Annotated in this window: 22 protein-coding genes; 5 read left to right on the top strand and 17 right to left on the bottom strand. The window is 56.4% G+C overall.

Features of this window, described 5'->3' with window-relative positions; all coding sequences use genetic code 11:
- Window positions 1-8 precede the first annotated feature (8 nt).
- Together B7L15_RS12490 and B7L15_RS12485 are read left to right on the top strand one after the other, a co-directional pair.
- Window positions 9-404, top strand: a complete 396-nt coding sequence (locus B7L15_RS12490; protein WP_085919295.1) for a PA2779 family protein — start codon at window positions 9-11, stop codon at window positions 402-404.
- A gap of 18 nt (window positions 405-422) precedes the next feature.
- Window positions 423-1,367, top strand: a complete 945-nt coding sequence (locus B7L15_RS12485) for a PA2778 family cysteine peptidase (RefSeq protein ID WP_254902934.1) — start codon at window positions 423-425, stop codon at window positions 1,365-1,367.
- A 62-nt stretch (window positions 1,368-1,429) separates the two neighbouring features.
- On the opposite strand, the gene nqrM is transcribed toward B7L15_RS12485, so the two are convergent.
- From nqrM to B7L15_RS12445, 8 genes are all read right to left on the bottom strand, one after another.
- Entirely contained in the window at window positions 1,430-1,684 is a 255-nt protein-coding gene (gene nqrM / locus B7L15_RS12480; RefSeq protein ID WP_066315197.1) for a (Na+)-NQR maturation NqrM, read from the bottom strand.
- A 129-nt stretch (window positions 1,685-1,813) separates the two neighbouring features.
- Window positions 1,814-3,046, bottom strand: coding sequence for an NADH:ubiquinone reductase (Na(+)-transporting) subunit F (gene nqrF, locus B7L15_RS12475; protein ID WP_085919293.1), 1,233 nt, complete (start codon window positions 3,044-3,046; stop codon window positions 1,814-1,816).
- 73 nt (window positions 3,047-3,119) lie between these two features.
- On the bottom strand, window positions 3,120-3,737 hold the full coding sequence (nqrE, locus tag B7L15_RS12470; protein ID WP_085919292.1) for an NADH:ubiquinone reductase (Na(+)-transporting) subunit E: 618 nt from the start codon (window positions 3,735-3,737) through the stop codon (window positions 3,120-3,122).
- 1 nt (window position 3,738) lies between these two features.
- A complete protein-coding gene (locus B7L15_RS12465; protein ID WP_085919291.1) occupies window positions 3,739-4,407 on the bottom strand; it encodes an NADH:ubiquinone reductase (Na(+)-transporting) subunit D in 669 nt (222 codons plus the stop codon).
- A 2-nt stretch (window positions 4,408-4,409) separates the two neighbouring features.
- Window positions 4,410-5,231 carry a Na(+)-translocating NADH-quinone reductase subunit C gene (locus B7L15_RS12460; RefSeq protein WP_085919290.1) on the bottom strand — a complete coding sequence of 274 codons (822 nt, stop codon included), beginning with the start codon at window positions 5,229-5,231 and terminating at the stop codon, window positions 4,410-4,412.
- The gene (locus B7L15_RS12455) at window positions 5,231-6,457 is read right to left on the bottom strand and encodes an NADH:ubiquinone reductase (Na(+)-transporting) subunit B (RefSeq protein WP_085919289.1); all 1,227 of its coding nucleotides are present in this window, start codon (window positions 6,455-6,457) and stop codon (window positions 5,231-5,233) included. The genes B7L15_RS12460 and B7L15_RS12455 overlap by 1 nt, the downstream gene beginning before the upstream one ends.
- Window positions 6,457-7,806 (bottom strand): Na(+)-translocating NADH-quinone reductase subunit A, encoded by a 1,350-nt coding sequence (locus tag B7L15_RS12450; RefSeq protein ID WP_085919288.1) that lies wholly within the window; start codon window positions 7,804-7,806, stop codon window positions 6,457-6,459. Before B7L15_RS12450 ends, B7L15_RS12455 begins: the two co-directional genes overlap by 1 nt.
- 298 nt (window positions 7,807-8,104) lie before the next feature.
- Window positions 8,105-9,568 (bottom strand): glyceraldehyde-3-phosphate dehydrogenase, encoded by a 1,464-nt coding sequence (locus B7L15_RS12445; RefSeq protein ID WP_085919287.1) that lies wholly within the window; start codon window positions 9,566-9,568, stop codon window positions 8,105-8,107.
- Window positions 9,569-9,766: 198 nt separating this feature from the next.
- Here B7L15_RS12445 and mfd point away from each other — a divergent pair, with 198 nt between their 5' ends.
- A complete protein-coding gene (mfd, locus tag B7L15_RS12440; protein WP_176243686.1) occupies window positions 9,767-13,216 on the top strand; it encodes a transcription-repair coupling factor in 3,450 nt (1,149 codons plus the stop codon).
- A gap of 66 nt (window positions 13,217-13,282) precedes the next feature.
- Window positions 13,283-14,437, top strand: coding sequence for a L,D-transpeptidase family protein (locus B7L15_RS12435; protein WP_085919285.1), 1,155 nt, complete (start codon window positions 13,283-13,285; stop codon window positions 14,435-14,437).
- A gap of 101 nt (window positions 14,438-14,538) precedes the next feature.
- Here the strand turns inward: B7L15_RS12435 and B7L15_RS12430 are convergent, their stop codons facing one another.
- The 6 genes from B7L15_RS12430 to B7L15_RS12405 all read right to left on the bottom strand — a co-directional run bounded on the left by B7L15_RS12430 (window position 14,539) and on the right by B7L15_RS12405 (window position 22,004).
- Window positions 14,539-14,802: an Lpp/OprI family alanine-zipper lipoprotein gene (locus B7L15_RS12430; protein WP_085919284.1), complete on the bottom strand. Its 264-nt coding sequence runs from the start codon at window positions 14,800-14,802 to the stop codon at window positions 14,539-14,541.
- A 212-nt stretch (window positions 14,803-15,014) separates the two neighbouring features.
- Window positions 15,015-15,647, bottom strand: a complete 633-nt coding sequence (locus B7L15_RS12425) for a L,D-transpeptidase family protein (RefSeq protein WP_085919283.1) — start codon at window positions 15,645-15,647, stop codon at window positions 15,015-15,017.
- Between the two features lie 40 nt (window positions 15,648-15,687).
- Window positions 15,688-16,152, bottom strand: coding sequence for a hypothetical protein (locus tag B7L15_RS12420; protein WP_085919282.1), 465 nt, complete (start codon window positions 16,150-16,152; stop codon window positions 15,688-15,690).
- A gap of 109 nt (window positions 16,153-16,261) precedes the next feature.
- Window positions 16,262-16,723: a DUF6586 family protein gene (locus B7L15_RS12415; RefSeq protein WP_085919281.1), complete on the bottom strand. Its 462-nt coding sequence runs from the start codon at window positions 16,721-16,723 to the stop codon at window positions 16,262-16,264.
- Window positions 16,720-19,350 (bottom strand): type I DNA topoisomerase, encoded by a 2,631-nt coding sequence (gene topA, locus B7L15_RS12410; RefSeq protein WP_085919280.1) that lies wholly within the window; start codon window positions 19,348-19,350, stop codon window positions 16,720-16,722. The genes B7L15_RS12415 and topA overlap by 4 nt, the downstream gene beginning before the upstream one ends.
- A 302-nt stretch (window positions 19,351-19,652) precedes the next feature.
- Window positions 19,653-22,004 carry a DUF3141 domain-containing protein gene (locus tag B7L15_RS12405; RefSeq protein ID WP_085919279.1) on the bottom strand — a complete coding sequence of 784 codons (2,352 nt, stop codon included), beginning with the start codon at window positions 22,002-22,004 and terminating at the stop codon, window positions 19,653-19,655.
- A gap of 293 nt (window positions 22,005-22,297) precedes the next feature.
- Between B7L15_RS12405 and lipA the strand changes: the two genes are divergently transcribed.
- A complete protein-coding gene (gene lipA / locus B7L15_RS12400) occupies window positions 22,298-23,353 on the top strand; it encodes a lipoyl synthase (RefSeq protein WP_085919278.1) in 1,056 nt (351 codons plus the stop codon).
- A 19-nt stretch (window positions 23,354-23,372) separates the two neighbouring features.
- Here lipA and lipB read toward each other — a convergent pair whose 3' ends face one another.
- From lipB to B7L15_RS12385, 3 genes are read right to left on the bottom strand one after another with little or no spacing between them, the layout of a single operon-like run.
- Window positions 23,373-24,041 (bottom strand): lipoyl(octanoyl) transferase LipB, encoded by a 669-nt coding sequence (gene lipB, locus B7L15_RS12395; RefSeq protein ID WP_085919277.1) that lies wholly within the window; start codon window positions 24,039-24,041, stop codon window positions 23,373-23,375.
- Window positions 24,041-24,352 carry an HP0495 family protein gene (locus B7L15_RS12390; RefSeq protein WP_085919276.1) on the bottom strand — a complete coding sequence of 104 codons (312 nt, stop codon included), beginning with the start codon at window positions 24,350-24,352 and terminating at the stop codon, window positions 24,041-24,043. The genes lipB and B7L15_RS12390 overlap by 1 nt, the downstream gene beginning before the upstream one ends.
- A 58-nt stretch (window positions 24,353-24,410) precedes the next feature.
- Window positions 24,411-25,610, bottom strand: coding sequence for a D-alanyl-D-alanine carboxypeptidase family protein (locus B7L15_RS12385; RefSeq protein WP_085919275.1), 1,200 nt, complete (start codon window positions 25,608-25,610; stop codon window positions 24,411-24,413).
- Between the last annotated feature and the right edge of the window lie 33 nt (window positions 25,611-25,643).

The following is a 25,643-nucleotide window of genomic DNA, read 5'->3' as shown; positions in this document are numbered from 1 at the left end:
TCAAGACGATGAAAAAAATACGTGCCTATCTATCGACGCTGCTTATTGCCGCCCTGGTCATTACCAGCCTGCCCGTTGCGGCGGCACCGGCTTCTTCCTCAACGGACCTTGTCAGCACACAGTCCGTGCTCGCCAACGATAGTGCCCAGGCGGACCGTGAGCGGATCCATCAGCTACTTAACCGCGCCGACATCCAGGACGCACTGGTCAAACAAGGCGTTGACCTGGACGAGGTGGAAATGCGTGTTGCCGCTTTGAGCGATGCTGAAGCCCAGCAAATGGCCACCCAACTGGAAGAGCTGCCAGCTGGCGCCGGTGTCGTTGGCGCGCTGTTCGCGGTCTTTATTATTCTATTGGTCACTGACATTCTTGGCCTGACCGATGTTTATCCGTTTACGCGCTAACCCATGAAGCCTATCTTCATGAACGCTATGTATTGCTTTCAAAACGCCCGCCTCGCGGGCGTTTTCGTCTTGATGCTGTTACTCACGGCTTGCGCAAGCGCCCCGCAGCTACGCGATAGCACTGAGCAGCGCCTGCCCCGCCAAAACGAGATCAGCGACGTTCCCTTTTACGCCCAGACCGAGTACCAGTGCGGCCCGGCAGCGCTGGCCATGGTACTGAATCACCAGGGGGTCGATACCGATGTCGAGACGCTGATACCCCAGGTATTTATTCCTGACCGCGAAGGTAGCGTCCAGCCGGAAATGCTGGCCACCGTGCGTCGCCATGAGCGTCTTGCTTATCCCATTCGCGGCAGCTTTGACGATTTGTTGGGGCACCTGGCCGCCGGTGACCCGGTCTTGGTCATGCAGAACCTGTCACTCGCGGCGTTTCCCATGTGGCATTACGCCGTGGCAATTGGCTACGACCTGGATGACGATACCCTGATACTGCGCAGTGGCGAAATCGAGCGGCATACCCTGTCTTTCAGCCGCTTTGATGCCACCTGGGCACGGACCGATCGCTGGGGATTTGTAGTGGCAAAGCCTGGCACTCTGCCGGAGGGCATTACCGCACGCAACGCGATCAATGCGATCAGCGCCTACGAGGAAGCACATGGCCCCAAAGCCACACTGGGTAGCTGGCAGGCAATGACAGAGCGTTACCCCAACAATGCGATTGGCCAGTTTGGCCTGGCGAATGCGTATTACGCCAACCAGCAGCCGGACAACGCGCTCAGCGCCTTCCAGGCAGCCACTCAGCGTGATCCGCAGATGGGCGCAGCGTGGCTGAATATCGGGCTACTGCAGTTGCAGAGGGACCAGCCGGAGGCGGCGAGAGAAGCTCTCAGACAGGCGGCATCCATCGAAGGCAGCTGGCAGGCCCGTGCCCAGGAAGTGCTGGAAAATCAGTTGGGCAGGTAACTGAAAACGCCGTGGCTAAGCCACGGCGTCTTGGAGAAATCATCAATCTTGTTTGACGGTAATTAACGACGAGAAGCGTTATAGCCTAGATCGGCGCCACGGCTTTCGTCGCTACGACGACGTGCGCTACCGCGTTTACGGTTCTCTTCCTCGCACACCTTGTCTTTACCGCCGCAGATATCGCAGCCGTCTTTCATGCCGATTTGATTCAAGCCGCCACAGGAACCCGCAATGGGCTTGCGTCCCATGATGACCCCCACGGCCATGACCGTCATCACAAGGGCCATGAATCCGAAAACCAGTAGCCAGATGGCCATAATTACCTCCTCTCACGATGGGGCTTACCAGTAGACAACAACAAGTCCCGTTAGTGCCTGATATTCCACAACGCGAAAATAAAGGGGGCCAGCCAATGGCCAGCCCCGCAATCGCCCTTGGGCATGCTATTAACCGCCGAAATCATCCAGCATGATGTTTTCCGGCTCAACCCCCAGATCAAGCAGTAGCTTGATGCAAGAGGCGTTCATCATGGGCGGCCCACACATGTAGTACTCACAATCTTCAGGCGCGGGGTGGTCCTTCAGATAGTTTTCATACAACACATTGTGAATGAAGCCCGTCGCTCCTTCCCAGTTATCTTCCGGCAGCGGGTCTGACAACGCCAGGTGCCATTCGAAGTTCGAGAATTCTTCAGCCAGTTGATCGTACTCTTCATTGTAGAAGGTTTCACGCCATGAGCGCGCACCGTACCAGAATGAAATTTTACGATCGGTTTTCAACCGCTTGAGCTGGTCGAAGATATGGCTGCGCATCGGTGCCATACCGGCACCACCGCCGATAAAGATCATTTCGGCGTTGGTATCCTTGGCGAAGAACTCACCAAACGGCCCCATCACGGTAACCTTGTCACCCGGCTTCAAGCTGAAGACATAGGTGGACATCAAGCCCGGGGGATGGCTGGTACCGGGAGGCGGCGTCGCGATACGGATGTTGAACTTGAGGATACCCTTCTCATCCGGGTAGTTCGCCATTGAGTATGCACGAATGACTTCCTCGTTGTTCTTGTGGGAAACGTCGAACAAGCTGAACTTTTCCCAGTCACCACGGTATTCCTCTTCGATATCAAAATCAGAGAACTTGATATCGTACGGCGGCGCCACCAGCTGCACGTAGCCACCGGCGCGGAAGGCAACTTCTTCGCCTTCCGGCAGCTTCAGGTTCAGCTCTTTGATAAAGGTGGCAACGTTGGGGTTATCGATAACCTCGCATTCCCACTTCTTGACGCCAAACACTTCCTCAGGCACTTCAATCTTCATGTCCTGCTTGACAGGCACCTGACAAGAAAGACGCCAGCCTTCCTTCTTCTCGCGCATGGTGAAGTGCGATTCTTCGGTCGGCAGGATAGAGCCGCCGCCTGTCTCTACACGGCACTTGCACTGGGCGCAGGAACCACCGCCGCCACATGCAGAGGAAAGGAAAATGCCGTTGGCGGCCAGGGTATTCAGTAGTTTGCCACCGGCCTGGGTCGTCAAGGTATGTTCAGGGTCATCGTTGACCTCAATGGTCACGTCCCCACTACTCACAAGCTTGCTTCGCGCTGCCAGAATGATCGCCGTTAAGCTGATAACGATGACCGTAAACATGACAACACCGAGCAAGATGACAGCTGTATCAACCATGTCGGTTTCCTATTGCTGAAGGGTTTTCTTTGCCCCGACGATGCGTATGCACCGTCGGGAAAACCGGCTCCGATTAAAGCTGAATACCTGAGAAGGACATAAAGCCCAACGACATCAGCCCTACGGTGATAAAGGTGATACCCAGGCCCTGCAAGCCCGCCGGTACATCGCTGTACTTGAGCTTTTCACGGATGCCTGCCAGGGCAGCGATCGCCAGCGCCCAGCCAGTACCGGCACCAAAGCCATAGACCACCGACTCACCAAAGTTATAGCTACGCTCGACCATGAACAGTACGCCACCGAGAATGGCGCAGTTCACCGTGATAAGCGGCAGGAAAACCCCCAGCGCGTTATAGAGCGTAGGCACGTACTTATCCAGGAACATTTCCATGATCTGGACGAGTGCTGCAATAACCCCGATATAGCTGAGCAGTCCGAGGAACGAAAGGTCGATGTTTTCAGCACCATTGATGCCGGTCCAGGTCAGTGCACCCTCCTGAAGCAGGAAGGTGTATACCAGGTTGTTGACCGGCACGGTGACGGTCAGTACGACAATAACGGCAATACCCAGGCCGATCGCGGAGGATACCTTTTTCGAGACGGCCAAAAAGGTACACATGCCGAGGAAGAAGGCCAACGCCATGTTTTCAACGAAGACCGACGCAACAAAAAGGCTTAGATAATGTTCCATGTTACACGGCCTCCTTCGGTTGAGTATTTTCCTTCATCTTGAACTCGTTCTCCTCAACCTGCTCAGGATTGAGTGAACGCAGCACCCAGATCAGCAGGCCGATGATGAAGAATGCAGAAGGCGGAAGCAGCAGCAAGCCGTTGCCCACGTACCAGCCACCGTCCTGAACGGTCGGCAGTACGGTGAAGCCAAATACGCTGCCTGAGCCCAGCAGTTCACGGAAGAAGCCAACGACCATCAGTACAAAGCCGTAACCCAGACCGTTACCGATACCGTCAAGGAAGGACATGCCGGGCGTGTTGGACATCGCAAAGCCTTCTGCACGTCCCATGACGATGCAGTTGGTAATGATCAGACCGACGAACACCGACAGCTGTTTGGACATTTCATACGCATAGGCTTTCAGAACCTGATCCACCACGATAACCAGCGAGGCGATGATGGTCATCTGGACAATGATCCGTATTGAAGACGGAATATGATTCCTGATCAACGATACAAACAGGTTTGAAAATGCCGTTACAAAAATAACCGCCAACGCCATTACCAGCGAAACACTCATGCTGGTCGTCACCGCCAGCGCCGAACAGATACCCAATATCTGCAGTGCGATGGGGTTGTTCTTGAAAATCGGCGCTGTTAAAACGCCTTTTGCATTTACGTCCGCCATGATTAGGCCCCCTCAACGTCTTCGAAGTTGGTATCGGTGTCTTCGGCGTCTTCCGGGTCAGTACCGCTACGGAATTTCGCCAAATACGGACCGAAGCCTTCTTCGCTCAACCAGAATTGCAGCATGTTGGTCACGCCGTTACTGGTCAGCGTAGCGCCGGATAGCGCATCAACTTCGTGTTCGTTACTTGCACCGCCTTTGGTCAGGTGGATTTCCGGCGAGAGGTCGCCCTCTTCGTCGTAAATCTCTTTACCTTCCCACTGAGCCTGCCAGCGCGGGTTGTTGACCTCAGCACCCAGGCCAGGCGTTTCACTGTGCTCGTAGTAGGTGATACTGACAATGGTATTGCCGTCACCCTCTACGGATATGAAGCCACGCATGAGGCCCCAAAGGCCCTGGCCACGAATCGGCAGCACAATCTGCTCCGGATCGTTTTCATCACCAATCAGGTACACCGTAGAGTAATTTTCTACCCGGCTTAGACCCGCAATGTCTTTTTCACCAGACAACGTGCGACCAGTGGCCGGATCCCGAGCGGCTTCAAAGTTATTGAAGGTCTCCGGGTCGAACTCATCGGTGTAATCACCGGATTCCATGTCAACGACACGGGCCGTAATCTGCTCGTTGAATGTTTCTTCAACGTCCATGCCCGGCTCGTAAAGCTTGGCCACGTTAAGGATGTTGGTCTTACGGTCCAGTTCCTGGTTCAACTGCTGGGCGGGGCGTAATGCCACCGCCGCCGTCGAGACAATGACGGAGCACACAATACACAGTGCAAACGCCACTATCAGAACTTTCTTGATGGAGTTATTACCTTGTGCCATTAGGCAGTCTCCTCGGCCGGTACGCCCGTGCGCTTGACGCGACGCTTGATATTGGCCTGGACAAAGAAATGGTCAATCAACGGGGCAAACAGATTGGCAAACAGAATCGCCAGCATGATGCCTTCCGGGAAAGCCGGGTTCACCACGCGGATCAGCACCGTCATCACGCCGATCAAGGCGCCGAACACCAAGCGGCCCTGGTTGGTCATGGAGGCAGACACCGGGTCCGTCGCCATGAACACCATGCCAAAGGCGAAGCCGCCAATCACCAGGTGCCAGTACCACGGCATCGCAAACATTGGATTGGTGTCAGACCCCATCAGGTTGAACAGCGTGCTGGTGATGACCATGCCCAGCAAGACGCCCAGCATGATTCGCCAACTGGCAATCCCGGTCCAGAGCAAGACGGCGGCGCCAATAAAGATCGCCAGGGTGGATACCTCACCTACCGAGCCCGGGACAAAGCCGAGGAAAGCGTCCCACCAGCTGAAGGTGTCGGTCAGCGAGCCCATGCCTTCCTGGAAAGCCAGTGACAGCGCCGTAGCACCTGTGTAGCCGTCGGCTGCTACCCAGACAGAATCGCCGGAAATTTGCGCCGGATAAGCAAAATACAGAAATGCCCGCCCGGTCAGCGCGGGATTCAGGAAGTTTTTCCCGGTACCCCCGAAAATCTCCTTGCCGATGACCACGCCAAAGGTGATACCCAACGCCACCTGCCAGAGCGGAATTGTCGCCGGCAGGATCAGGGCAAACAGCACGGATGTCACGAAGAAGCCTTCATTGACCTCGTGGCCACGCTTGATGGCAAAGAGCACTTCCCAGAAACCACCGACGGCGAAGGTCACCAGATAGATGGGCAGGAAGTAGGTTGCCCCCAACACGAAGTTGGCCCATAGGCTGCTTGGATCGTGTCCACCTGCCAGGGTCATCATGATGGCTTCGCGCCAGCCGTCCATCGATGCATAGCCTGCCTCGATGGCTGTATTGGCCTGCCAGCCCGCATTCCACATGCCAAAGAACATCGCCGGGAAGGTACACATCCAGACGGTGATCATGATGCGCTTGAGGTCGATGCCATCGCGCACGTGGGCGGTGGTTTTGGCCACGCTGGGGGGTGAGTAGAAAATCGTATCTACGGCTTCATAAAGCGGGTAAAACTTCTCGTACTTACCACCTTTATGGAAGTGCGGCTCGATGTTATCGAGTGTTTGTCGAATACCCATCATCAGGCCTCTTTCTCGATCATGGTGAGATTGTCACGCAGAATGGGACCGTACTCGTATTTGCCGGGGCAAACATAGGTACACAGGGCAAGGTCCTCTTCGTCCAGCTCCAGACACCCCAATTGCATGGCAACCTCAATGTCGCCCACGATCAGCGAACGCAACAGCTGCGTCGGCATAATGTCCAGCGGCATCACGGTTTCATAGACGCCGATTGGCACCATGGCACGCTCGGACCCATTAGTCGATGTTGTGGGGGCGTAGTTGCTCAGGCCCTTAATCTTGGAAAGATAAATACCCAGTACGGAATGGCGGTTAGCGCCTGGCGACAACCAGCCCATGAAAGAGCGCTTGTTGCCCTCTTCAAGCAAACTGATTTGATTGTCGAAACGTCCCAGATAGGTCAGCTTTCCTTCAGCGGCAAAGCCCGAGAAGACTGATCCTGAAATAACGCGGGTGTCTTCCGGTTGGATGACATCCCCGTCCAGGAGTTCCTCAGTGCTGGCTCCCACACGGGTACGCACCAAACGCGGATTCTCGGCACGCGGACCGCCAATCGCGACCACGCGGCTTACATCGAGTTTACCTTCGGCAAACAATTTGCCAAACGCAATGACGTCCTGATAACCAATGTGCCATACCTTTTTATGCAGGGCGACCGGTGACAGGTGATGAATATGCGTCCCTACCAGGCCGGCGGGATGTGGCCCTGCAAAGCTTTCGGTGGTAACACCCTCGACATCATCGCCGGGAACAGAGGCGTTGGCGCCCTTGCACAGAAAAACGTTGCCCTCGGTCAGGCGGGTTAGCACCTTGAGGCCGTCTTCAAATGCTTGTGTGTTCTCGTTGATGATCAACGCCGGATCAGCGCTGAGTGGATGGGTATCCACTGCAGTAACAAAAATATCGGCAGGCGTGCTGTCGATCGCCGGTGTCCGCGAGAAGGGACGCGTGCGTAACGCGGTCCAGAGCCCGGACTCTACCAGCTGGTCAACCACGACCTGACGATCGAGCTGACCTAACGAGGCACGTTCATGAGAAGCAAAGCTCACCGCCTCTTCCTGCTCGTCGACTTTGATCACGACAGATAATAGACGACGCTTTTCGCCACGGTTTATTGCGACCACTTCACCGGAGGCGGGTGCGGTGAAGCGCACGCCATCAATTTTCTTGTCGGTGAAGAGCAGTTGGCCCAGTTTGACCTTATCCCCTTCCTGAACTTCCATTGTCGGCTTCATGCCAACGTAGTCAGTACCCAGGATTGCCACGTGGCGCACAGGACGCGCATCTTCAATACGCTGCTCGGGCGCTCCCGTGATGGGGAGATCCAGGCCTTTTTTGACTTCGATCATAGTCTCGCCCAGTTGATGGATCGGATATACGAAGGTAAGGGGTTCGAATGCTTATTTTCTGCTCAGTGAATTTTTGTTATCTGTTCAGATTGTTACCAGTCAGGCTCAAGTAGCACTTGAACCACCCCGAAAAATCTATCGTATTATAAAGACAACCGGGCCTAATGACTACATCAACTGGGGTCGCCTAAAGTGCTATAGACGCCCTCATTTCAAGATTTTTTATTCCATTCGCCTACAAAAACGCCACCTGATGGTGGCGTTTTTCGATTAATGATTATCAATCAAAACAGACAGACTAACTGGCTTGCTGAGGTAGCTTGAGAAAGCTGACGTTCGACATCTGCTGAAGAATACGGATCACCTGGCAGCTATAGCCGAATTCGTTGTCGTACCATACATAGACGACGGCATGATGACCGTTGGCAATAGTGGCTTTGGCATCCACAATCCCGGCGTGTCGGTTGCCCACAAAATCGGATGAGACCACTTCCGGAGAATCAACGAAGTCGATTTGTTTCTGATAGGCCGAGTCAATCGACATACGGCGCAGATAGTCGTTAAGCGCATCGACATCCGTTGTCTTGTCGAGCGTCAGGTTCAGGATCGCCATGGACACATTGGGGATGGGCACGCGGATCGCATTACCCGTCAGCTTGCCTTCAAGCTCCGGCAATGCTTTTGCCGCCGCCTTGGCCGCGCCGGTTTCGGTCAACACCATATTGAGGGCGGCACTGCGCCCGCGACGGTCCCCTTTGTGATAGTTATCAATCAGGTTCTGATCGTTGGTGTAGGCATGAACGGTCTCCACGTGGCCATTAACGACACCATATTCGTCGTTGAGCGCCTTGAGCACCGGCACGATGGCATTGGTCGTACACGAGGCCGCCGATACGATACGGTCCTGCTCGGTAATCGACTCATGGTTGATGCCATAGACAATATTCTTGATATCGCCTTTGCCCGGCGCCGTCAGCAGCGTCTTGGAAGCGCCTTGGCATGCGACATGTTGACCCAGGCCTGCCTCGTCACGCCATATCCCTGTGTTGTCGACGATCACCGCGTTGTTGATGCCGTAATCCGTATAGTCGATATCGCTTGGGTTATCGGCATAGATGACTTGCACCACGTTACCGTTGACCGTCAGGGTGCGCGCCTCGGCATCAACGGCAATGGTGCCTTCAAAAGGCCCGTGAACCGAATCACGGCGTAACAGACTGGCACGCTTCTCCAGATCCTTCGCGACATCACCACGCCCGCGCACGACGATCGCCCGCAGCTGCAGCAGGTTGCCGCCGCCGGCTTTTTCGATCAGGACACGCGCCAGTAAACGTCCGATACGACCAAACCCGTAAAGCACAACGTCTTTGGGCTCACCCTTGCTGGCACCCGGCTGGTAGCCGTCAACGATCTGGTGCAGCTCCTTGCGCAGGAAGGTCTCGACATCGCCACCACCCTGCCGCTTCAGCATCACGGCCAGCTTGCCGACATCCACGTGGGCAGGCCCAAGGTTCAGCTCGCACAGCGCTTTGACAATCGGGAAGGTATCTTCGACCGACAGCTCAGTCCCTTCGATTTTGCGAACAAAACGATGGTCCTTGAGGATGCGGATGACCGACTGATTGATCAACGAACGCCCATACATGGTCGCCACAACATTGTGCTGACGGTACAGACGGCCAACCAAAGGGATCATCTGCTCCGCCAGAGCTTCGTTGCTTTGCCATTCCTGAAAAACGTTATCGAGCGTTTGCTGACTCACGTGCGGCCTCATTAAGTAATGAATAATTTTCATGGGTATTATCCGTAGCCGTTGAATGGGCCGCAATGCCTGGATAGTCGCAGACGATGTAGGGGGATTACATAAACAGCGGTTTGACTACAAGCGGGCTGCTTCTGCCTGAAAGCCTTGATCGTGTATGATCTAGGTTCCGTTTCAGCGCAGAACGACATCTTTATTATGCCCACGTTTTCTCTACTTGCTCCGCCCCAACCCGAGGGCGCGCGCGATACACTTTATTGGACATCGCCCCCCGGGAGCGCGTCGGCGCTTGCACTGGCACGTCTGGCCGCCAACGCTCCTCTATTGGTGATCACGCCAAATACCGCCAGCGCCCAACGCCTCGAGCAGGATCTGTCGTTTTATAGTGATGTCCCGGTATTGCCCTTCCCTGACTGGGAAACGCTACCCTATGACAGTTTTTCACCCCATCAGGATATCGTCTCCGCGCGCCTGCGCACGCTGCGCCAGCTTCAGGACGGGGTACGCGGACTTGTTCTGGTACCGATCAATACGCTGATGCAGCGCTTACCGCCGGTGGATTACATCGCCGGGCGCGTCCTGACGCTGAATGTCGGCGACAAACTCGATCGTGAGCCGTTTCGCGAAGCACTCTCACGAGCGGGTTACCGGGCCGTGGAAACCGTTTATGAACCGGGCGAATACGCCATGCGCGGGGCCTTGATCGACCTGTTCGCCATGGGGATGGACGCCCCCATCCGGATTGACCTGTTCGACGATGAGATCGATACCCTGCGTCATTTTGACCCGGGCAACCAACGCTCCACCGACAAGCTCGACAGGATCGAATTGCTGCCGGCCCATGAATACTCACTGAGCCGCTCATCGATCGCCTGCTTCCGCGAATTTTTCGAGACCCTGTTTGATGTCGATCCGCGCCAATGCCCGCTGTATAACGATGCGCTCAAAGGCATTCCGTCGCCGGGGCTGGAACACTACCTCCCCCTGTTTTTTGAGGAGACGGCGTCGCTGTTTGACCACTTGACCCAGGATACCCGGGTCGCCATGCTGCCGGGCGTCTATGCGGCGGCCGAACAGCACTGGCAGTCAATCGAAAGCCGCTACGCCAATCTGGGAGTCGACCCTACACGACCGCTGTTGCCGCCACACCGCGCGTTCTTTCCGGTCAGCGATGTATTTGCGGCCATCAAGCAGCGCCCGCGGGTTGAACTGAGTGACGATCCTGAACAGCGCCACGCCCTGGCGCCCGAAGCCAAGTCACTGCCCACGGTGGCGATCGACTCCCGGGCCAAACGGCCGCTGAACGACTTTGCCGATTTCCTCGAGCGCGAGACCGATTCCCGTGTGCTGCTGGTTGCCGAATCACGCGGACGACGCGAAGCCCTTGAAGACGTACTGGCACCACTGTCGCTGAAACTGCCTCACGTCGATGGGTTTCAGGACTTCCTCGCCGGTGACCAGCGCCTCGCCATTACGGAGGGCCTGATTGACAGCGGGCTCTGGCTGACCGACCCACCGCTCGCCGTCATCAGCGAGACAGAGCTGTTCGGCGATGTGGTTCGCCAGAGCCGGCGCCGTGAAAAGGCCACCGACGATAATGAATTTGCCGTTCGCCACCTCTCAGAACTGCGCAAAGGCGCGCCGGTGGTCCACCAGGCCCATGGCGTAGGCCGCTACATCGGCCTGGAAGCGCTTGAGGCAGGCGGTCAGGCCAATGAGTTCCTGGCATTGGAGTATGCCGACGGTGCCAAGCTCTATGTGCCGGTGGATAGCCTCCATCTGATCTCGCGCTACAGTGGTGCTGACGATGAGCTGGCCCCATTGCACAAGCTGGGCTCGGATCAGTGGGAAAAAGCTCGCAAGAAAGCCGCCGAGAAAATTCGCGACACCGCCGCTGAACTGCTGGATATCTATGCCCGTCGAGAAGCGCAGCAGGGCGTTGTATATGAAGCACCGAGCGATGAATACGCGCGTTTCGCGGGGAGCTTTCCATTTGAAGAAACCGCCGACCAACAAGCCGCCATTGAAGCCGTCATCGACGACATGACATCGCCCCAACCCATGGATCGAGTGGTCTGCGGGGACGTGGGCTTTGGCAAGACCGAAGTCGCCATGCGCGCCGCCTTTCTGGCGGTTCAGTCGGGCCGTCAGGTTGTGGTACTGGTTCCCACCACTCTGCTGGCCCGCCAGCATTTTGAGAACTTCCGCGACCGGTTTGCCGACACTGCGGTCAATATCGGCCTCATCTCGCGCTTTACCCATGGCAAGGAGATGAAAAAGACGCTGGACGATATCAAGAACGGCCAGACCGATATCGTGATTGGCACCCACAAGCTTCTCGGCAATAGCGTTGAACTGCCCAAGATGGGCCTGTTGATCATAGACGAGGAGCACCGCTTTGGCGTCGCCCAGAAGGAAAAGCTCAAAACCCTGCGCGCCCAGATCGATATCCTGACATTGACGGCCACGCCCATTCCCCGGACGCTTAACATGGCGATGAGCGGTATTCGCGATCTGTCGATCATCGCGACACCGCCGCCCCGTCGGCTATCGGTCAAAACCTTTGTTCAGAAGCATCAGGACGGTGTTATCAAAGAGGCGCTGTTGCGCGAGATTCTGCGTGGTGGCCAGGTCTACTTTCTGCACAACGAAGTCAAGACCATTGAGAATACGGCCGAGCGTATTCGCTCGTTGATTCCTGAGGCCCGGGTCGCCGTCGCCCATGGCCAGCTCCCGGAGCGAAACCTCGAACGGGTCATGTCCGATTTCTACCACCGCCGCTTCAACGTGCTTGTCTGCTCGACCATCATTGAAACCGGCATCGACGTACCCAGCGCCAATACCATTATCATCGAGCGGGCCGACAAGTTTGGCCTGGCACAACTGCATCAACTGCGCGGACGTGTGGGCCGCAGCCACCACCAGGCGTATGCTTACCTGCTCACCCCGACGCCCAAGGCCATGACCCGGGACGCCGTCAAGCGTCTCGAGGCGATTAGTGCCTCGGATGACCTGGGCGCTGGTTTCACCCTGGCGAGCCACGACATGGAAATCCGCGGCGCGGGGGAACTGCTCGGTGATGAGCAGAGTGGCCAAATGGAAACCATCGGCTATACCCTTTATATGGAAATGCTTGATCGTGCCGTGAAAGCCATTCGTGCCGGCAAGACGCCGAATATCGATGCGCCCTTCGATAGCGGCGTTGAAATCAGCCTTAACCTGCCTGCACTGATTCCCGACGACTACATTCACGACGTCCAGCAGCGGCTCGTCATGTACAAACGCATTGCTAACACCCAAAGCGACGCGGAGCTTAAAGAACTGCAGGTGGAACTGATTGACCGCTTTGGCTTATTGCCAGCACCGCTAAAGCACCTGATACGCCAAACGCGACTACGCCAGCGAGCCGAGCAGCTTGGTATCAAGCGGTTAGAGGCAGGTGAGAAGCGCGGTCGAATCATCTTTGACCAGCATACCCAGGTGGACCCCTACACACTGGTCACGCTTATTCAAAGCTCACCAAAACACTACCGTCTGGACGGTTCGGATACGTTACGTTTTGAACTCGATATGGAAAAAATCGACCAGCGGTTTGAACATATCGAGTCACTGTTAGCCACACTCAATCAAAAAGTGGCGGCGGCCTGACGGTTGCGGCAAACTGAACCTGTTGTCATCGCCTGCGTGCGATGTATTCACTGATTAGGATTACTCATGAACATTCGTCATACTTTTCTTCGCTGGGGCCCTACCAGCCTTGCGGTTCTGCTAACGGCAAGCCTTTCAGCCCCGGTGATGGCTCAGTCTGCCGACGGCGAGCAGGCAAGTCAGAACACGCCCGAACTGAGCGACATCGCCATTGAAAGCGCAGAACTCGTTTCGCAGAAGTCGCCAAACGACCTGCCACGCGGGGAATTCCGCATTCCCGATGAAGGCGACATTATTGGCGAACGCTATACCATCACGATCGACAATCCGAAAGACACACTTATCGATGTGGCCCGGCGACACAACATTGGCTATGAAGAAATTCGCATGGCCAATCCTGATGTCAGCATATGGGTGCCTGGCGAAGGCACCGAAGTCGTTATTCCATCCCGCTACATATTGCCACCGGTAGAACGCGAAGGCATCGTGATCAATCTGTCCGAGTTGCGGCTTTACTACTACCCCGCTGACAAGCCGGGTATCGTTGAGACCTACCCGGTCAGCGTAGGCCGCGAGGAATTCGCGACACCCGTTGGCAAGACCAAGACCACGATCAAGGTTAAGGACCCGGCCTGGTCACCCCCCGCCTCCATGCGACGCGAAGCCGCCGCACGCGGCGAACCAGCTCCTTCAATCGTGCCACCCGGCCCTGACAACCCGCTAGGCGAACACGCAATCCTGCTGGGGCTGCCCAGCTACCTGATCCACGGCACAAACCGCCCTGACGGGGTCGGCATGCGTGTCAGTCGCGGCTGCATCCGCATGTACCCCGAGGATATCGAGTCACTTTACGAGCGTGTACCCAGCGGCACCCCGGTTAATTTGATTGACGCCCCTTTCAAGGCCGGCTGGGCTTCTGATGGCACCCTGTTTGTTCAGTCTTACCCGCAGCTCGAAGAAAATATGGACGACTTTGAACCGCTGCTTGAAGCTCTCAAACGCATTTCGGAGCTAACGGAAGACAACATCCAGGTAGACTATGCTCAGGTTCGCAGCGCAGTTGAATCGCCCAACGGTCGTTTCGTCGCCCTGTATGGTCCGCAAGCGCCTGCCCCAGAGCCTGAGGAGCCTGCTGAAGAAAACAAGCCCGACCCTCTGGAGCAAGGCATCTTCAAGCAGATTGAGCTAAGCGACAGCGGCCGGGCTGATGACGAGGTATAACGGTCAAGGCCCAACGACTGGCCACAAAAAAACCCCGCCGAGGCGGGGTTTTTTATGCCTAATGGCTGCGAAGAACTTAACCTTCGCAACCGTTAGTCATATTACTTCTGCATAGAGCGCTCGAACATGCGCTCCATTTCTGCACGGTTCTGCTCAGACATCTGCAGGGCAGCTTGCGCGTCGCGCTGAGCTTGGTTTGCAGTGTTCAGAGCTTGAGAAGCCATGCTACGTGCTTCAGCGGCGTCAGCTTGTGCTGATTCAGCTGTCATGCGTACTTCTTCCAGCGCGCCAGTAGAGGCACAACCGGCCAGAATGGCCAGTGAAGCAGCAGCAGCAGACATCTTCAGAGTCGTCTTGAAAGTCATAGTGTTCTCCTTGAATCTTCCTTGGGTACAACGTTAAGGGTATGACAAACATAAGCTTACGAGATGAGCCTAAATTTGTCTACCTGCGGTGCAGGTTCTTGACCGTGACTTGTGCCGCGAAGCACGTAAGTCAAACGCTGTTTTATTACAATCTACAACGGTTGTCTATAGCCACGTGTTTAAAACCTCGAACTTCCTTCTACGACACCAGCTTAGCGGATCACTACGCGAGTGCCAACCTTGACGAGCTCGGCCAGGCGTTCAATTTGAGAATTAGTCACTGCCACGCAGCCCTGGGTCCAATTATAACGTTCATGAATATCGGGATCCGCCTCGCCTAACCCATGAATGCCAATGGCCCCGCCGAGCACGGTATTCTGGGGCGGCTGGCGGTGGCGGCGATAATAATCAAAATAGGCGTCGTAATCCGCTTGGGAATAAATACCCTGCTGTAGCGCCATCCGCGCGTGAGCGGGGGTCGGATAATCGACCCCCATGAAAATATGCCACTTGCTGTCGTGATTGAAGCGGTTAACCCGGAACTCGCCCAGAGGCGTAGTGTTGTCACCCCGCAGCCGCTGAGTTCTGGCACCACCACGGCCAAGTGAGACAGGCTTAAACTCCTCTACCACCGTGTATCCGCGAAACACGGTCAACGTTGATGCTTCATCATCGATCAGCACCCATTGTTCATAGGGCTCCCGGGGGGATGCGGCACGCTCAAGCTGATTGGCAACCAGGTCGGGGTAGACTTCGGACGACAAGGTGACGCTGGCCGCTGCACTGGCAGCTACTGGCCAACCAAGGGCTAAGGCCAGAAAACGGCGACGGGTTACCGGCTTCATTCAGTACTCTCATCAAGATGGTGGTAACGAGGATACAACACTAAACGCCCTGCAACTCTTCAATGCCGGCTACGATGCGACGGAGTTCGGCATTGTGGCCTTCCGCCAGGGCGTTAAAAAATTCGGCTTCGGGTTCAATCACAGCCCGATCAACCCGGTGGCGGTACAGCGCCTCAAGGGTGCGATGCGCTTCGACGGCCGATTCCATTACCGACTCAATGGAGTTGCCAACGGGCTTATCGGCCAGTTGCTCCAGTTGCGGCGGCTGCGGAAAGTCATTGGGATCATCAAACCATGTATCCAGCACGTCGCGCTTTTCATGTGACTCATCGAAGATAGCGCGCAAGCCTGCCTGCATGCGCGTTTCATGGTCCGCCAGATAATTGAGCACCATCTGCAGTCTTTCGCTCTCGGCAGCACCAGCTTTGGCGCGGTACTGTTCCGCTAAACGCCCATGGTAGGCCTCGACCCAGACAATCAAATCTTTTACTTGGTTGTAGCGCATTGTTTCTCCCTTCCTACATCGCGGTTTCATAGAGCAACGCGGTCTAGTTAACTTCCCATTACCACTCTCAGCACCACTCTCAGTACTACGCTCATTACCACTCTGCTCATTACCACTCTTGACTGGTTTCGCGCAGCGCGGCGACTTCTCGCTTGGCCGACTCGAGATGGTCCCGAAGTTGCTCGCGCAAGCTGGCTTGATCGCCAACCGCAATCATTCCGGGCTGGGAAGCTCGGCGCTTGGCCACGCCTTCACTGCTATGCAGTTTATCCAGCTGTACTACCAGCCAGTTTAGCCAAGAATCCGGATGGTGGGCCAAGTCACGCAGGCGCTGAAGCTCTGCCATCGCCGGCCCTTCCTCAGACAACAGATAGCGCCAATCGTGCTGGGCCAAACGAGCGTGCTCTGTCACTTCGCGCAGCAACGACGTCAGCGCCAGCTCAAACAGTGCAAGCGCCCCCTCTTCCTGTGCCATACCTTGCGCAACGGCATGCTCATTATCATCGGTCGTTGAAGTCGCCAGTAGTTCAGCCTGGTAGAGCAACTGATTGGTGCGCGCACGATCACTCATTTTTTACGCTTGTCCTCCACGTGCCATTTACCGCCTTCAAAGGTCGCTTTCCAGCCTGTCGCCTTGCCCTCCTCGTCGGTCATCACGTACTGCTCTTTGAACTTGCGCGAGTAGCGAATCTGCGCAGGCCGCCCGTCCGGGTCTTCGCTGGGCGCCTTGAGGATGAAATGGTACTTTTCAGGCAACTCATCGGCATGGGCCTTGAGTTCTTTGACAAGCGGCGGACGTGTTTCACGGTTTTTGGGAAACTTGCTCGCTGCCAGAAACAGTCCGCTGGCACCGTCGCGCAGTACGTAGTGGTCATCGACTTTCTGACAGGCCAGTTCCGGCATATCAATGGGGTCCATCTTCGGCGGTGCCACTTCGCCGCTCTTCAACAGCTTGCGGGTATTTTTACATTCACTGTTGGTACAACCAAAGTACTTGCCAAAGCGCCCGGACTTCAGCTGCATGTCCGCACCACACTTATCGCATTCGATAAGCGGCCCATCATAGCCTTTAATCTTGAACTTGCCGGTTTCAACCTCATAACCTTCGCAATCCGGGCTATTGCCACAGATATGCAGCTTCCGGGTTTCGTCGATCAGATAGTTATCCATCGCCGTGCTGCAGACCGGGCAACGACGCTTGGCACGCAGCGCGTCGGTTTCAGCCTCTTCACCCGCATCAGCGGCCACGGCCTCTTCACCGGGAATCAGGTCGATGGTGGTCTTGCAGCGCTCTTTGGGCGGCAGGTTATAACCACTGCAGCCGAGGAAAACCCCCGTCGAGGCTGTACGTATCTGCATCTGACGACCGCAGGCGGGGCAGTCGATATCGGTGGGCACCGGTTGATTGGGCCGCATGCCGTCTTCGCTTTCAGCCTGGACCAGCTCTTCCCGAAATTCTTCATAGAAGGCATCCAGCAGGGCCTGCCAGTTACGCTCACCTTCGGCGACTTCATCCAGGCTGTCTTCCATGCGGGCGGTGAACGAAAAGTCCATCAAATCAGGGAAGGACTCTTTTAGACGCTCCGTCACGATATCGCCGAGTTTTTCGGCGTAGAACCGCCGGCTCTCGAGCTTTACGTAGCCGCGATCCTGGATCGTCGAGATGATCGAGGCGTAGGTCGACGGACGCCCGATACCCTGCTTTTCAAGTTCCTTGACCAGGCTTGCCTCCGTATAACGTGCGGGCGGCTTGGTAAAGTGCTGCTGCGGGTCAAGGGTTTCAAGCGACATGGGCGTACCGGTTGGCAGATCCGGCAGACGCTGGTCTTCATTCTTACCACTGGGTTTCATTACCCGAGTGTAGCCGTCGAACTTCAGCACACGACCTTTGGCACGCAGCTCATAACCGTCAACGTCGATACTCAATGTGCTTGAGAGGTACTCGGCAGGCGTCATCTGACAAGCCACGAACTGACGCCAGATAAGCTCGTAAAGGCGCTCGGCGTCACGCTCCATGCCCACCAGGTCGGTCGCCTGACGGTCAACGCTCGACGGACGTATAGCCTCGTGAGCCTCCTGGGCGCTTTCCTTGCTGGTATAGCGGTTGGCTGACTCGGGTAAATAGCGCGGCCCGTATTCTTCACCGATAAATGTCCGCACGTTGTCCACCGCATCTTTGGACAGATTGGTCGAATCGGTACGCATATAGGTGATATAGCCCGCCTCGTACAGACGCTGAGCCATGGTCATGGTCTTTTTGACCGAGAAGCCTAACCGCCCGCTGGCCGCCTGTTGCAATGTCGAGGTGATAAAGGGGGGTGTTGGCTTCGAACTGGTGGGTTTATCTTCCCGCGAGGTGATCGAAAGCGACGCGCTCCTGAGCCGCTCGATACGCGCCAGGGTGTCCTTTTCAGACGTCGGGCGGAAGGCCTTGCCGTCCTGACGGGCCAGCACGAAGCGCACCTGTTCGCCATCCGGCGAGGCAAGGTCAGCGTGCACATCCCAAAACTCTTCGGGAATGAATGCCCGTATCTCCCGCTCCCGCTCGACGATCAAGCGCACGGCAACGGACTGCACGCGGCCAGCCGAGAGCCCCCGGGCAATCTTGGCCCAAAGCAACGGCGACAACATGAAGCCCACCACACGATCAAGAAAACGCCGGGCCTGCTGGGCTTCAACACGCGGAATATTCAGTGCCCCAGGGGCTTTAAAAGCGTCCTGAATGGCGTTTTTGGTGATTTCGTTGAACACCACGCGCTTATAGCGGCTGTCGTCCCCGCCGATGGTTTCGCGCAGGTGCCAGGCAATGGCTTCCCCCTCGCGATCCAAATCCGTTGCCAGATAGACGGCATCAGCCTTCTCGGCCAGCTTCTTGAGTTCGGCTACGACTTTTTCCTTGCCGGGAAGTACTTCGTAGTGTGCTTCCCAGCCGTTATTGGGGTCGATGCCCATTCGTCTTATCAGCTGGTCCTGTGCCTTGCGCTTTTTATATTCGGCTTTATCGTCCGCCGACATTTTACGTGTAGCCGCGGCTTGGCGAGCGCGCTCCTTGGGGTCAGAGGCTGTCTTGCCTGAGCCGCTGGTCGGCAGGTCACGGATGTGACCCACGCTCGACTTTACGATGAAATCGTTGCCGAGGTATTTATTGATCGTCTTCGCTTTGGCGGGCGACTCGACGATGACCAGTGACTTACCCATAGTGCTCCACTTTCTGAGTGCACACGCTGAGGTGCGATGAATACGATGCCGCAACAGCCATCAAAACCGTGCGGGCGAAAAAATGCGCCTACCCTACCCCAGCCCATAACGAAGCGCCAGTGGTGAGCACGAGGATGCAGTCGATTCAATGATGATGAACATCACACTTTTCAACTAATTTGTAGCTAGACACTAGACTGCCGATTGCGCAACGGCAACCCAAAAATCAACGCCGCACAATGCAGATACCAACGCAAACGCCCCTGCCATTGGGCAGGGGCGTGTAGCACTCGATGGAACCGCTACTGCTTAGGCGGCGATTTGCGCCGTGACGTCGCGGACGTCTTACTCGCCGTCGATGCCTTGGCGGGCGACGCCTGGGGAGCCTGCTGAGGCGTCTGTGGACTTGCCGCAACGGCTTTTTCAACAGGCCGGGCCTGATTAAACAACTCCTTGGCCTGTGCAAAGCGCGATGCAGCATGCTCAGAGAGCTCACCACTGGCCGACAGCACATCCTCCAGATGCGAAAGATGAGCATCAATCTCGTCGTTGGTCTGGCCTTCTAGCAGTGTTGGCAAGGTGTTAAGCGCTTGCTCCCGATCCAGCTTCAGGATAAAGAACTGCTCACGCACCAGGCTCTTGAAGTCGCTTAAATTGGCGCTGGGCTCCAACGCCGCTCTGGAAGCGCGCAGCCGCTTGAAGTTGCGCTCGTCCGTCGCGGGTGCGCCACCCAGCACGTAAATAACGGCACGCATGACCGCTTCGTGAGGCCCACCCTGGGCAATCTTGGCAAGCAGTTCGTTCTCGCGCTGCTCCAGAAAGCGGCGGTGTTCCGGCTCGTCGCCGGGGCGACGGCGGTGCACGTGGGCGTCACCGTAAAGCCCAACAGCGGCCTGTAACAGGGGTTGCCCGTAGATATCCATGAACAACCGCTCGGTGGCACCGTCACGGGCATCGCGCCAGGCATTGAGCCCTGCCACGATCTGATCAGAGGTCATGGTTTCAAATGCCTTGAACAGGTTGTCCTTGCCCACCGGGTGACGCGACTGGCGAACCTGCTCTGCCATCACGGGTAGCGGCACACTCATCGGGTTACGGTCAGAAAGCAGCTTGTAGCCCAAACGAATCGGGTGCATCCGGCGGATCCAGCGGGCGGCTTCAGGGGTCATGACCGCCTGAAGCCAGGGCTGCATATAAAGTCGATAAAGACCCAGGTTGATTTCGGAAATACGCGCCACGGTCGCGAAACGCCGGTCATCTTCGGGCTTGTGCATGACTTCACGATCAAGCTCGTCAAAGTTACGCGGCGAAAATTCAAGCAGGTAGTCCCGCTCAAGGCTCTCGCCGTCGTGGCGTTCATCGGCGTGTGTAATCGTGGTTTCGTAAAGCCCCGGCGGCATCACATCGATATAATCCATGTTGGCCGTGAACTCGGTATGCTCCTTGCGCGACACGCTGCTCGACACGAAGATACCCAGGTGACCGGTTGTATCATGCTGGCAATAAACAATGGTCTGTTCATTGGCAATGATATCTTTTTCATCTTCGTAAAGATCACGGATCCAACCCAGCGCCTGTGGCGGCGGCGTAATATCGTCACCCCGCGAGCAGAATACCACCACCGGCGAGCGCACGTTGCGCAGGTCGATGCGGCGACCATCACGCGTGACCAACTGTGCGGTGGATAGCCGGTTGCCGACAAACAGGTTGTCGACGATATATTGAATCTCTTCGCCACCAAGGACTACGTGACCACCCCACCAGCGCTCAAACTCGAGGTATCGATTTGCCTCAGTATCAATATTGTCAAACAGGTGGTACTGCTTTTTCCAATAGGTGTTCGCCGGGTTGAGACGCTCGAAATTCTGCACCAGCCAGGCACCGTCGAATAGGCCATTACCCAGGTCGCTGGTCATCGCGGTTATCCAGCTACCGCCGGTCATGCCCCCGGTATAACGCATGGGGGCCTTGCCATGCTCGCCTGCCCAATACGAAAGCGGCGCACCGGCGATCAGAATCGGGCCGAACACCTCAGGCTCCAGGGCCGCCGCCATCATGATCTGCCAGCCCGCCTGGCAATTCCCCACCACCATGGGCTTTTCGCTGGTTTCAGGATGACGCTCGATCACATGACGCAGAAACGCCACTTCAGACTCGACCACATCTTCAACCGTTTGTCCGGGCTCGGGAAACGGTAGAAAGCCGATAAAGTAACAAGGATGACCCGCTTTTAATGCGACACCAAGCTCGCTGTCGGGCTTGAAACCACCGATACCGGGTCCATGACCGGCTCGCGGGTCGACCACTACAAAAGGACGGCTTTCAGGATCTGTTTCAATGCCTTCCGGCGGTATCACGCGCAGCAATTCATAGTTGGTAGGCTGCGGCAATGTACGCCCATCCACCAACACTTCGGTGTCAAACCCCAGCACACTGGGTTTGGTCTGTTCCATATGTGCCAGGTATTGATTCCCGCGCTCACGCATCACGTCCAGGTAAAGCACGCTACGCTCAACGCTATCTCGCCAGTAATCAAAGGCGGCGCGGCCAAATCCGAAAGGATCGAACAGCGTGGCCATGGCATCACTGACAGATGCCGTCGCTTTATCCTGGTTTTTATGAGTCGGCGATAAAGGGTTAGCGAAGAAATTCATAGGATCTCCCATTGGGTTGATGCGGTAGCATCGAACCCGAAAGCAATGATGCTGCAACGCAATATAGTTTAGGCCTTTCCCCGCATCACGTCGATGCCTAACGCAGACTCATTGGTATAATCTATTACCGGTGCACAGGTTACCCATGACAGGTATCCACCCTGCGGTGTCATGCAAAAGCCAACCTATGTTACATTATGTCTTACTACCTACGTATCAATCGGCATGCAGTCGGACATGGCTTACATCGCCGCATGACATTGCCTGCCGCCCAGTAGAGAGGCTCTCTCGCTATGAGCAATAACACCTCGCCACGTGTCCCCAGCGGTGAAAAATTCCGCAATGAACACGGCATGACGGTGATTAAAGATGGCATGAAGCAGCGCAAAGCAGACGCCGATGCCCCTTCTCTGGATCGCAAGCCCAAATGGCTTCGCGCTCAAATCCCTGGTGGCGAGCGCTTTGAGGCGGTCAAAAAGAACGTTGCCACCCATCGGCTTAGCACGGTGTGCGCCGAGTCCCACTGCCCTAACATGGGCGAGTGCTGGAGCAACGGCACGGCGACGATCATGCTGATGGGGTCGGTGTGCACCCGCGCCTGCCGTTTCTGTGCAGTCGACACAGGCAACCCGAAAGGCTGGCTCGACCATGAAGAGCCAGACAACACGGCAAAATCAGTCGAGTTGATGGGCCTGCGCTATATCGTGCTTACCTCGGTGGACCGTGACGACCTAGACGATGGGGGGGCCAGCCACTACGCCAACTGCATTCGCGCCATCAAGGCACGCACCCCCCACGTGGTGGTTGAAGCACTGACCCCGGATTTTGACGGGGCGCCCGCGGCCATCGAGCAAGTTGCCGATTCAGGTCTGGAAGTCTTTGCCCAAAACGTCGAAACGGTTGAGCGCCTGACCAGCCGGGTTCGTGACCCGCGTGCAGGCTACCGCAAGACCCTTGACGTCCTGGCCCACGCAAAACGTTACCGTCCTGACGTGATCACCAAAACCAGCCTGATGCTTGGCCTGGGTGAAACAGACGAAGAGATTCTCAAGACATTCGACGATCTTCGCGAAATCGGCGTCGATATCGTGACCCTGGGACAATATCTGCGTCCGACCAAGAATCACCTGCCAGTGGAGCGCTGGGTAACGCCTGAAGAGTTCGACCGCTACCGCGAAATCGGGCTTGAGAAAGGCTTTATGGAAGTGCCATCTGGCCCACTTGTTCGCTCAAGCTACCGTGCTGACCGCGTCTTCGAGAAGAACAACCTCGGGCTGGCTTCGCCGGCAGCCGTGCCAGGCCAGGAAGAACCGGATCCCAATATCATTCCGGCCCTCAATGTCGGCTAATCAGCCCCACCGGCCACCGCTATGCATTCAGCGGTGGCGGTTGCACGCCTGTTACCAGTGAACGATCCAACTGGACGGCCAGCGCTTCAGCCAACTGCTCGCCTACCCGATGGTCGCTTGGCAAGGTTACCCAATCGGCCAAGCGTGTCATCGGCATGCCCGCATAGCCACAGGGATTGATGTAGGAAAAAGGCGTCAGATCCCCGTCGACATTTAGCGCCACACCGTGAAAGCTCGCTCCGCGGCGAATACGCAGACCTAGAGACGCGATCTTGGCTTCCCCTGCGTCGCCCTTCACGTAGACGCCCGGCGCATCGGGACGCGCCCTTGCCGACACACCGTAGTCTGCCAGCACGCTGATCACCGCATTTTCAAGCGCGGTCACCAGCGTACGCACGCCCAGTTTACCCCGCCGCACGTCGAGCAACGGATACAACACCACCTGGCCGGGTCCATGGTAGGTGACCTGCCCGCCGCGGTCGGTCTGCACGACCGGAATGTCGCCCGGCATCAGCACATGCTCGGGCTTACCGGCCTGGCCTTGGGTAAACACCGGGTCGTGCTCGACCAGCCAGAACTGATCAGGCGTCTGTGGATCTCGATGATCCGTCAACGAACGCATGGCCTGCCAAACCGGCAGATAGGGCTTGCGGCCCAACACATGCAGTTCGATGGGCGGTGTTGTCATTACACCACCATATGCACGAGGCCAGTGGCCTTCAGCTCGTCGAACAATTGCTTCAGCTGTTGTTCACCGGTTGCCGTGATGGTGACCCTCACCGATTGAAAGCGTCCGTTGCGGCTATCAATGACTTGCATCGTCGCCTCATCAAAGTCGGGATCGTGGCGGACAATCACCTGGCAAACCCGTGCCGGGAAATCCTCCGTGGCGTCACCCACTACTTTTAACGGATAGGGGCAAGGAAAGCTGATCTTGGGCGCTTCTTGTGCCGCCGGCTGACGCAGATCGCGAAAGCTGTTTTGTCCACCTTTTGACATGACAAACTCACTGGTTTTGCAAATGATATTCCTGCTTTGACGGCAAGACAGCTGACCATCAATCAGTAAAATTACTGATCAGGTTAGAGAAAAAGCGGCGAACCTGATCAAGCAACTGCTTGAAAAAGCCGCCCTCTTCAACGTCTTCCAGTGCCACTAGCTGCCGTTCACCGACGACATCGTCACCCATGTGAATCTCGAGCGTACCCACCTCGTCGCCGACACTGAGGGGCGCCTGGAGCTCAGCGTTGAGATTCAGGCGTGCACGCAGCTCGTCATTGCGGTTACGCGGCAATGTCATGGTGACGGCTTCATCCACTCCGACGCGAACCTCATTGATATCACCACCCCAGACACGCGGCGTGGCCAGCACGGCACCACGTTCGTAAAGGCTCATGGTTTCAAAAAACCGGAAGCCGTAGCTGAGCAGTTTTTGAGTTTCCTGAGCACGGGCCTCTTCAGAATCGGTCCCCATGACCACGGAAATCAACCGCATGTCGTCTCGTTTAGCCGAGGACACCAGGCAATAACCGGCCTCGGAGGTCCAGCCGGTTTTCAGACCATCCACCGTTGGGTCTCGCCACAGCAGGCGGTTACGGTTCGGTTGCGAAATACCGCCGAAGGTAAACTCACGCTCAGAGTAGATGGCGTAATGCTCTGGATAGTCATTGACGATATGTTGAGTCAACAGGGCCATATCGCGGGCAGATGAGTAGTGGTTTTCTCCCGGCAGCCCGGTCGGGTTTTCAAAATTGGAATTTTCCATGCCCAGTCGCGCCGCATGCTGGTTCATCAAATCGGCAAACGGGGCTTCACCGCCCGCCAGGTGCTCGGCCATCGCCACACTGGCGTCGTTGCCAGACACAATGATGATGCCATGCAGCAGGTCTTCAACCGCGACCTGGTCGCCGACTTCGACGAACATTTTAGAACCGCCCGTACGCCACGCTTTTTCGCTGATGCTCACCTGATCATCAAGGGCAATGCTACCCCGATCCAGCTCACGCTCTACCAGATAGGCGGTCATTAACTTGGTCAAACTGGCGGGCGGTAAGCGCTCATCCGCATCATGCTGTGCCAGTACTTTGCCGCTATCGGCATCCATTAATATCCACGAGCTGGCGGCCAACTGCGGCGGTGCGGGAATAATCGTTTGCGGCTGGGGCGTCTCTTGAGCACTGACAGCAGGGGCGACCACAATGGCCGCCGCAAACACACAAAGCCGCGCAGAAGAAAACAAAGCACTTAACACTTTCATGATCACATTCTCATTGACTTGAAAAAAACGCGC

The organism is Halomonas sp. CSM-2 (assembly GCF_002119345.1).
Taxonomy (GTDB): domain Bacteria; phylum Pseudomonadota; class Gammaproteobacteria; order Pseudomonadales; family Halomonadaceae; genus Vreelandella; species Vreelandella janggokensis.
Note: the sequence above shows the minus strand (reverse complement) of the source record. Positions and strands in the feature narration are given on the sequence as shown.

Coding starts and splice junctions, on each gene's coding strand:
- B7L15_RS12490 (WP_085919295.1), top strand. CDS start 9: ATGAAAAAAATACGTGCCTATCTATCGACGCTGCTTATTGCCGCCCTG.
- B7L15_RS12485 (WP_254902934.1), top strand. CDS start 423: ATGAACGCTATGTATTGCTTTCAAAACGCCCGCCTCGCGGGCGTTTTC.
- nqrM (WP_066315197.1), bottom strand. CDS start 1,684: ATGGCCATCTGGCTACTGGTTTTCGGATTCATGGCCCTTGTGATGACG.
- nqrF (WP_085919293.1), bottom strand. CDS start 3,046: ATGGTTGATACAGCTGTCATCTTGCTCGGTGTTGTCATGTTTACGGTC.
- nqrE (WP_085919292.1), bottom strand. CDS start 3,737: ATGGAACATTATCTAAGCCTTTTTGTTGCGTCGGTCTTCGTTGAAAAC.
- B7L15_RS12465 (WP_085919291.1), bottom strand. CDS start 4,407: ATGGCGGACGTAAATGCAAAAGGCGTTTTAACAGCGCCGATTTTCAAG.
- B7L15_RS12460 (WP_085919290.1), bottom strand. CDS start 5,231: ATGGCACAAGGTAATAACTCCATCAAGAAAGTTCTGATAGTGGCGTTT.
- B7L15_RS12455 (WP_085919289.1), bottom strand. CDS start 6,457: ATGATGGGTATTCGACAAACACTCGATAACATCGAGCCGCACTTCCAT.
- B7L15_RS12450 (WP_085919288.1), bottom strand. CDS start 7,806: ATGATCGAAGTCAAAAAAGGCCTGGATCTCCCCATCACGGGAGCGCCC.
- mfd (WP_176243686.1), top strand. CDS start 9,767: ATGCCCACGTTTTCTCTACTTGCTCCGCCCCAACCCGAGGGCGCGCGC.
- B7L15_RS12435 (WP_085919285.1), top strand. CDS start 13,283: ATGAACATTCGTCATACTTTTCTTCGCTGGGGCCCTACCAGCCTTGCG.
- B7L15_RS12430 (WP_085919284.1), bottom strand. CDS start 14,802: ATGACTTTCAAGACGACTCTGAAGATGTCTGCTGCTGCTGCTTCACTG.
- B7L15_RS12425 (WP_085919283.1), bottom strand. CDS start 15,647: ATGAAGCCGGTAACCCGTCGCCGTTTTCTGGCCTTAGCCCTTGGTTGG.
- B7L15_RS12420 (WP_085919282.1), bottom strand. CDS start 16,152: ATGCGCTACAACCAAGTAAAAGATTTGATTGTCTGGGTCGAGGCCTAC.
- B7L15_RS12415 (WP_085919281.1), bottom strand. CDS start 16,723: ATGAGTGATCGTGCGCGCACCAATCAGTTGCTCTACCAGGCTGAACTA.
- topA (WP_085919280.1), bottom strand. CDS start 19,350: ATGGGTAAGTCACTGGTCATCGTCGAGTCGCCCGCCAAAGCGAAGACG.
- B7L15_RS12405 (WP_085919279.1), bottom strand. CDS start 22,004: ATGAATTTCTTCGCTAACCCTTTATCGCCGACTCATAAAAACCAGGAT.
- lipA (WP_085919278.1), top strand. CDS start 22,298: ATGAGCAATAACACCTCGCCACGTGTCCCCAGCGGTGAAAAATTCCGC.
- lipB (WP_085919277.1), bottom strand. CDS start 24,041: ATGACAACACCGCCCATCGAACTGCATGTGTTGGGCCGCAAGCCCTAT.
- B7L15_RS12390 (WP_085919276.1), bottom strand. CDS start 24,352: ATGTCAAAAGGTGGACAAAACAGCTTTCGCGATCTGCGTCAGCCGGCG.
- B7L15_RS12385 (WP_085919275.1), bottom strand. CDS start 25,610: ATGAAAGTGTTAAGTGCTTTGTTTTCTTCTGCGCGGCTTTGTGTGTTT.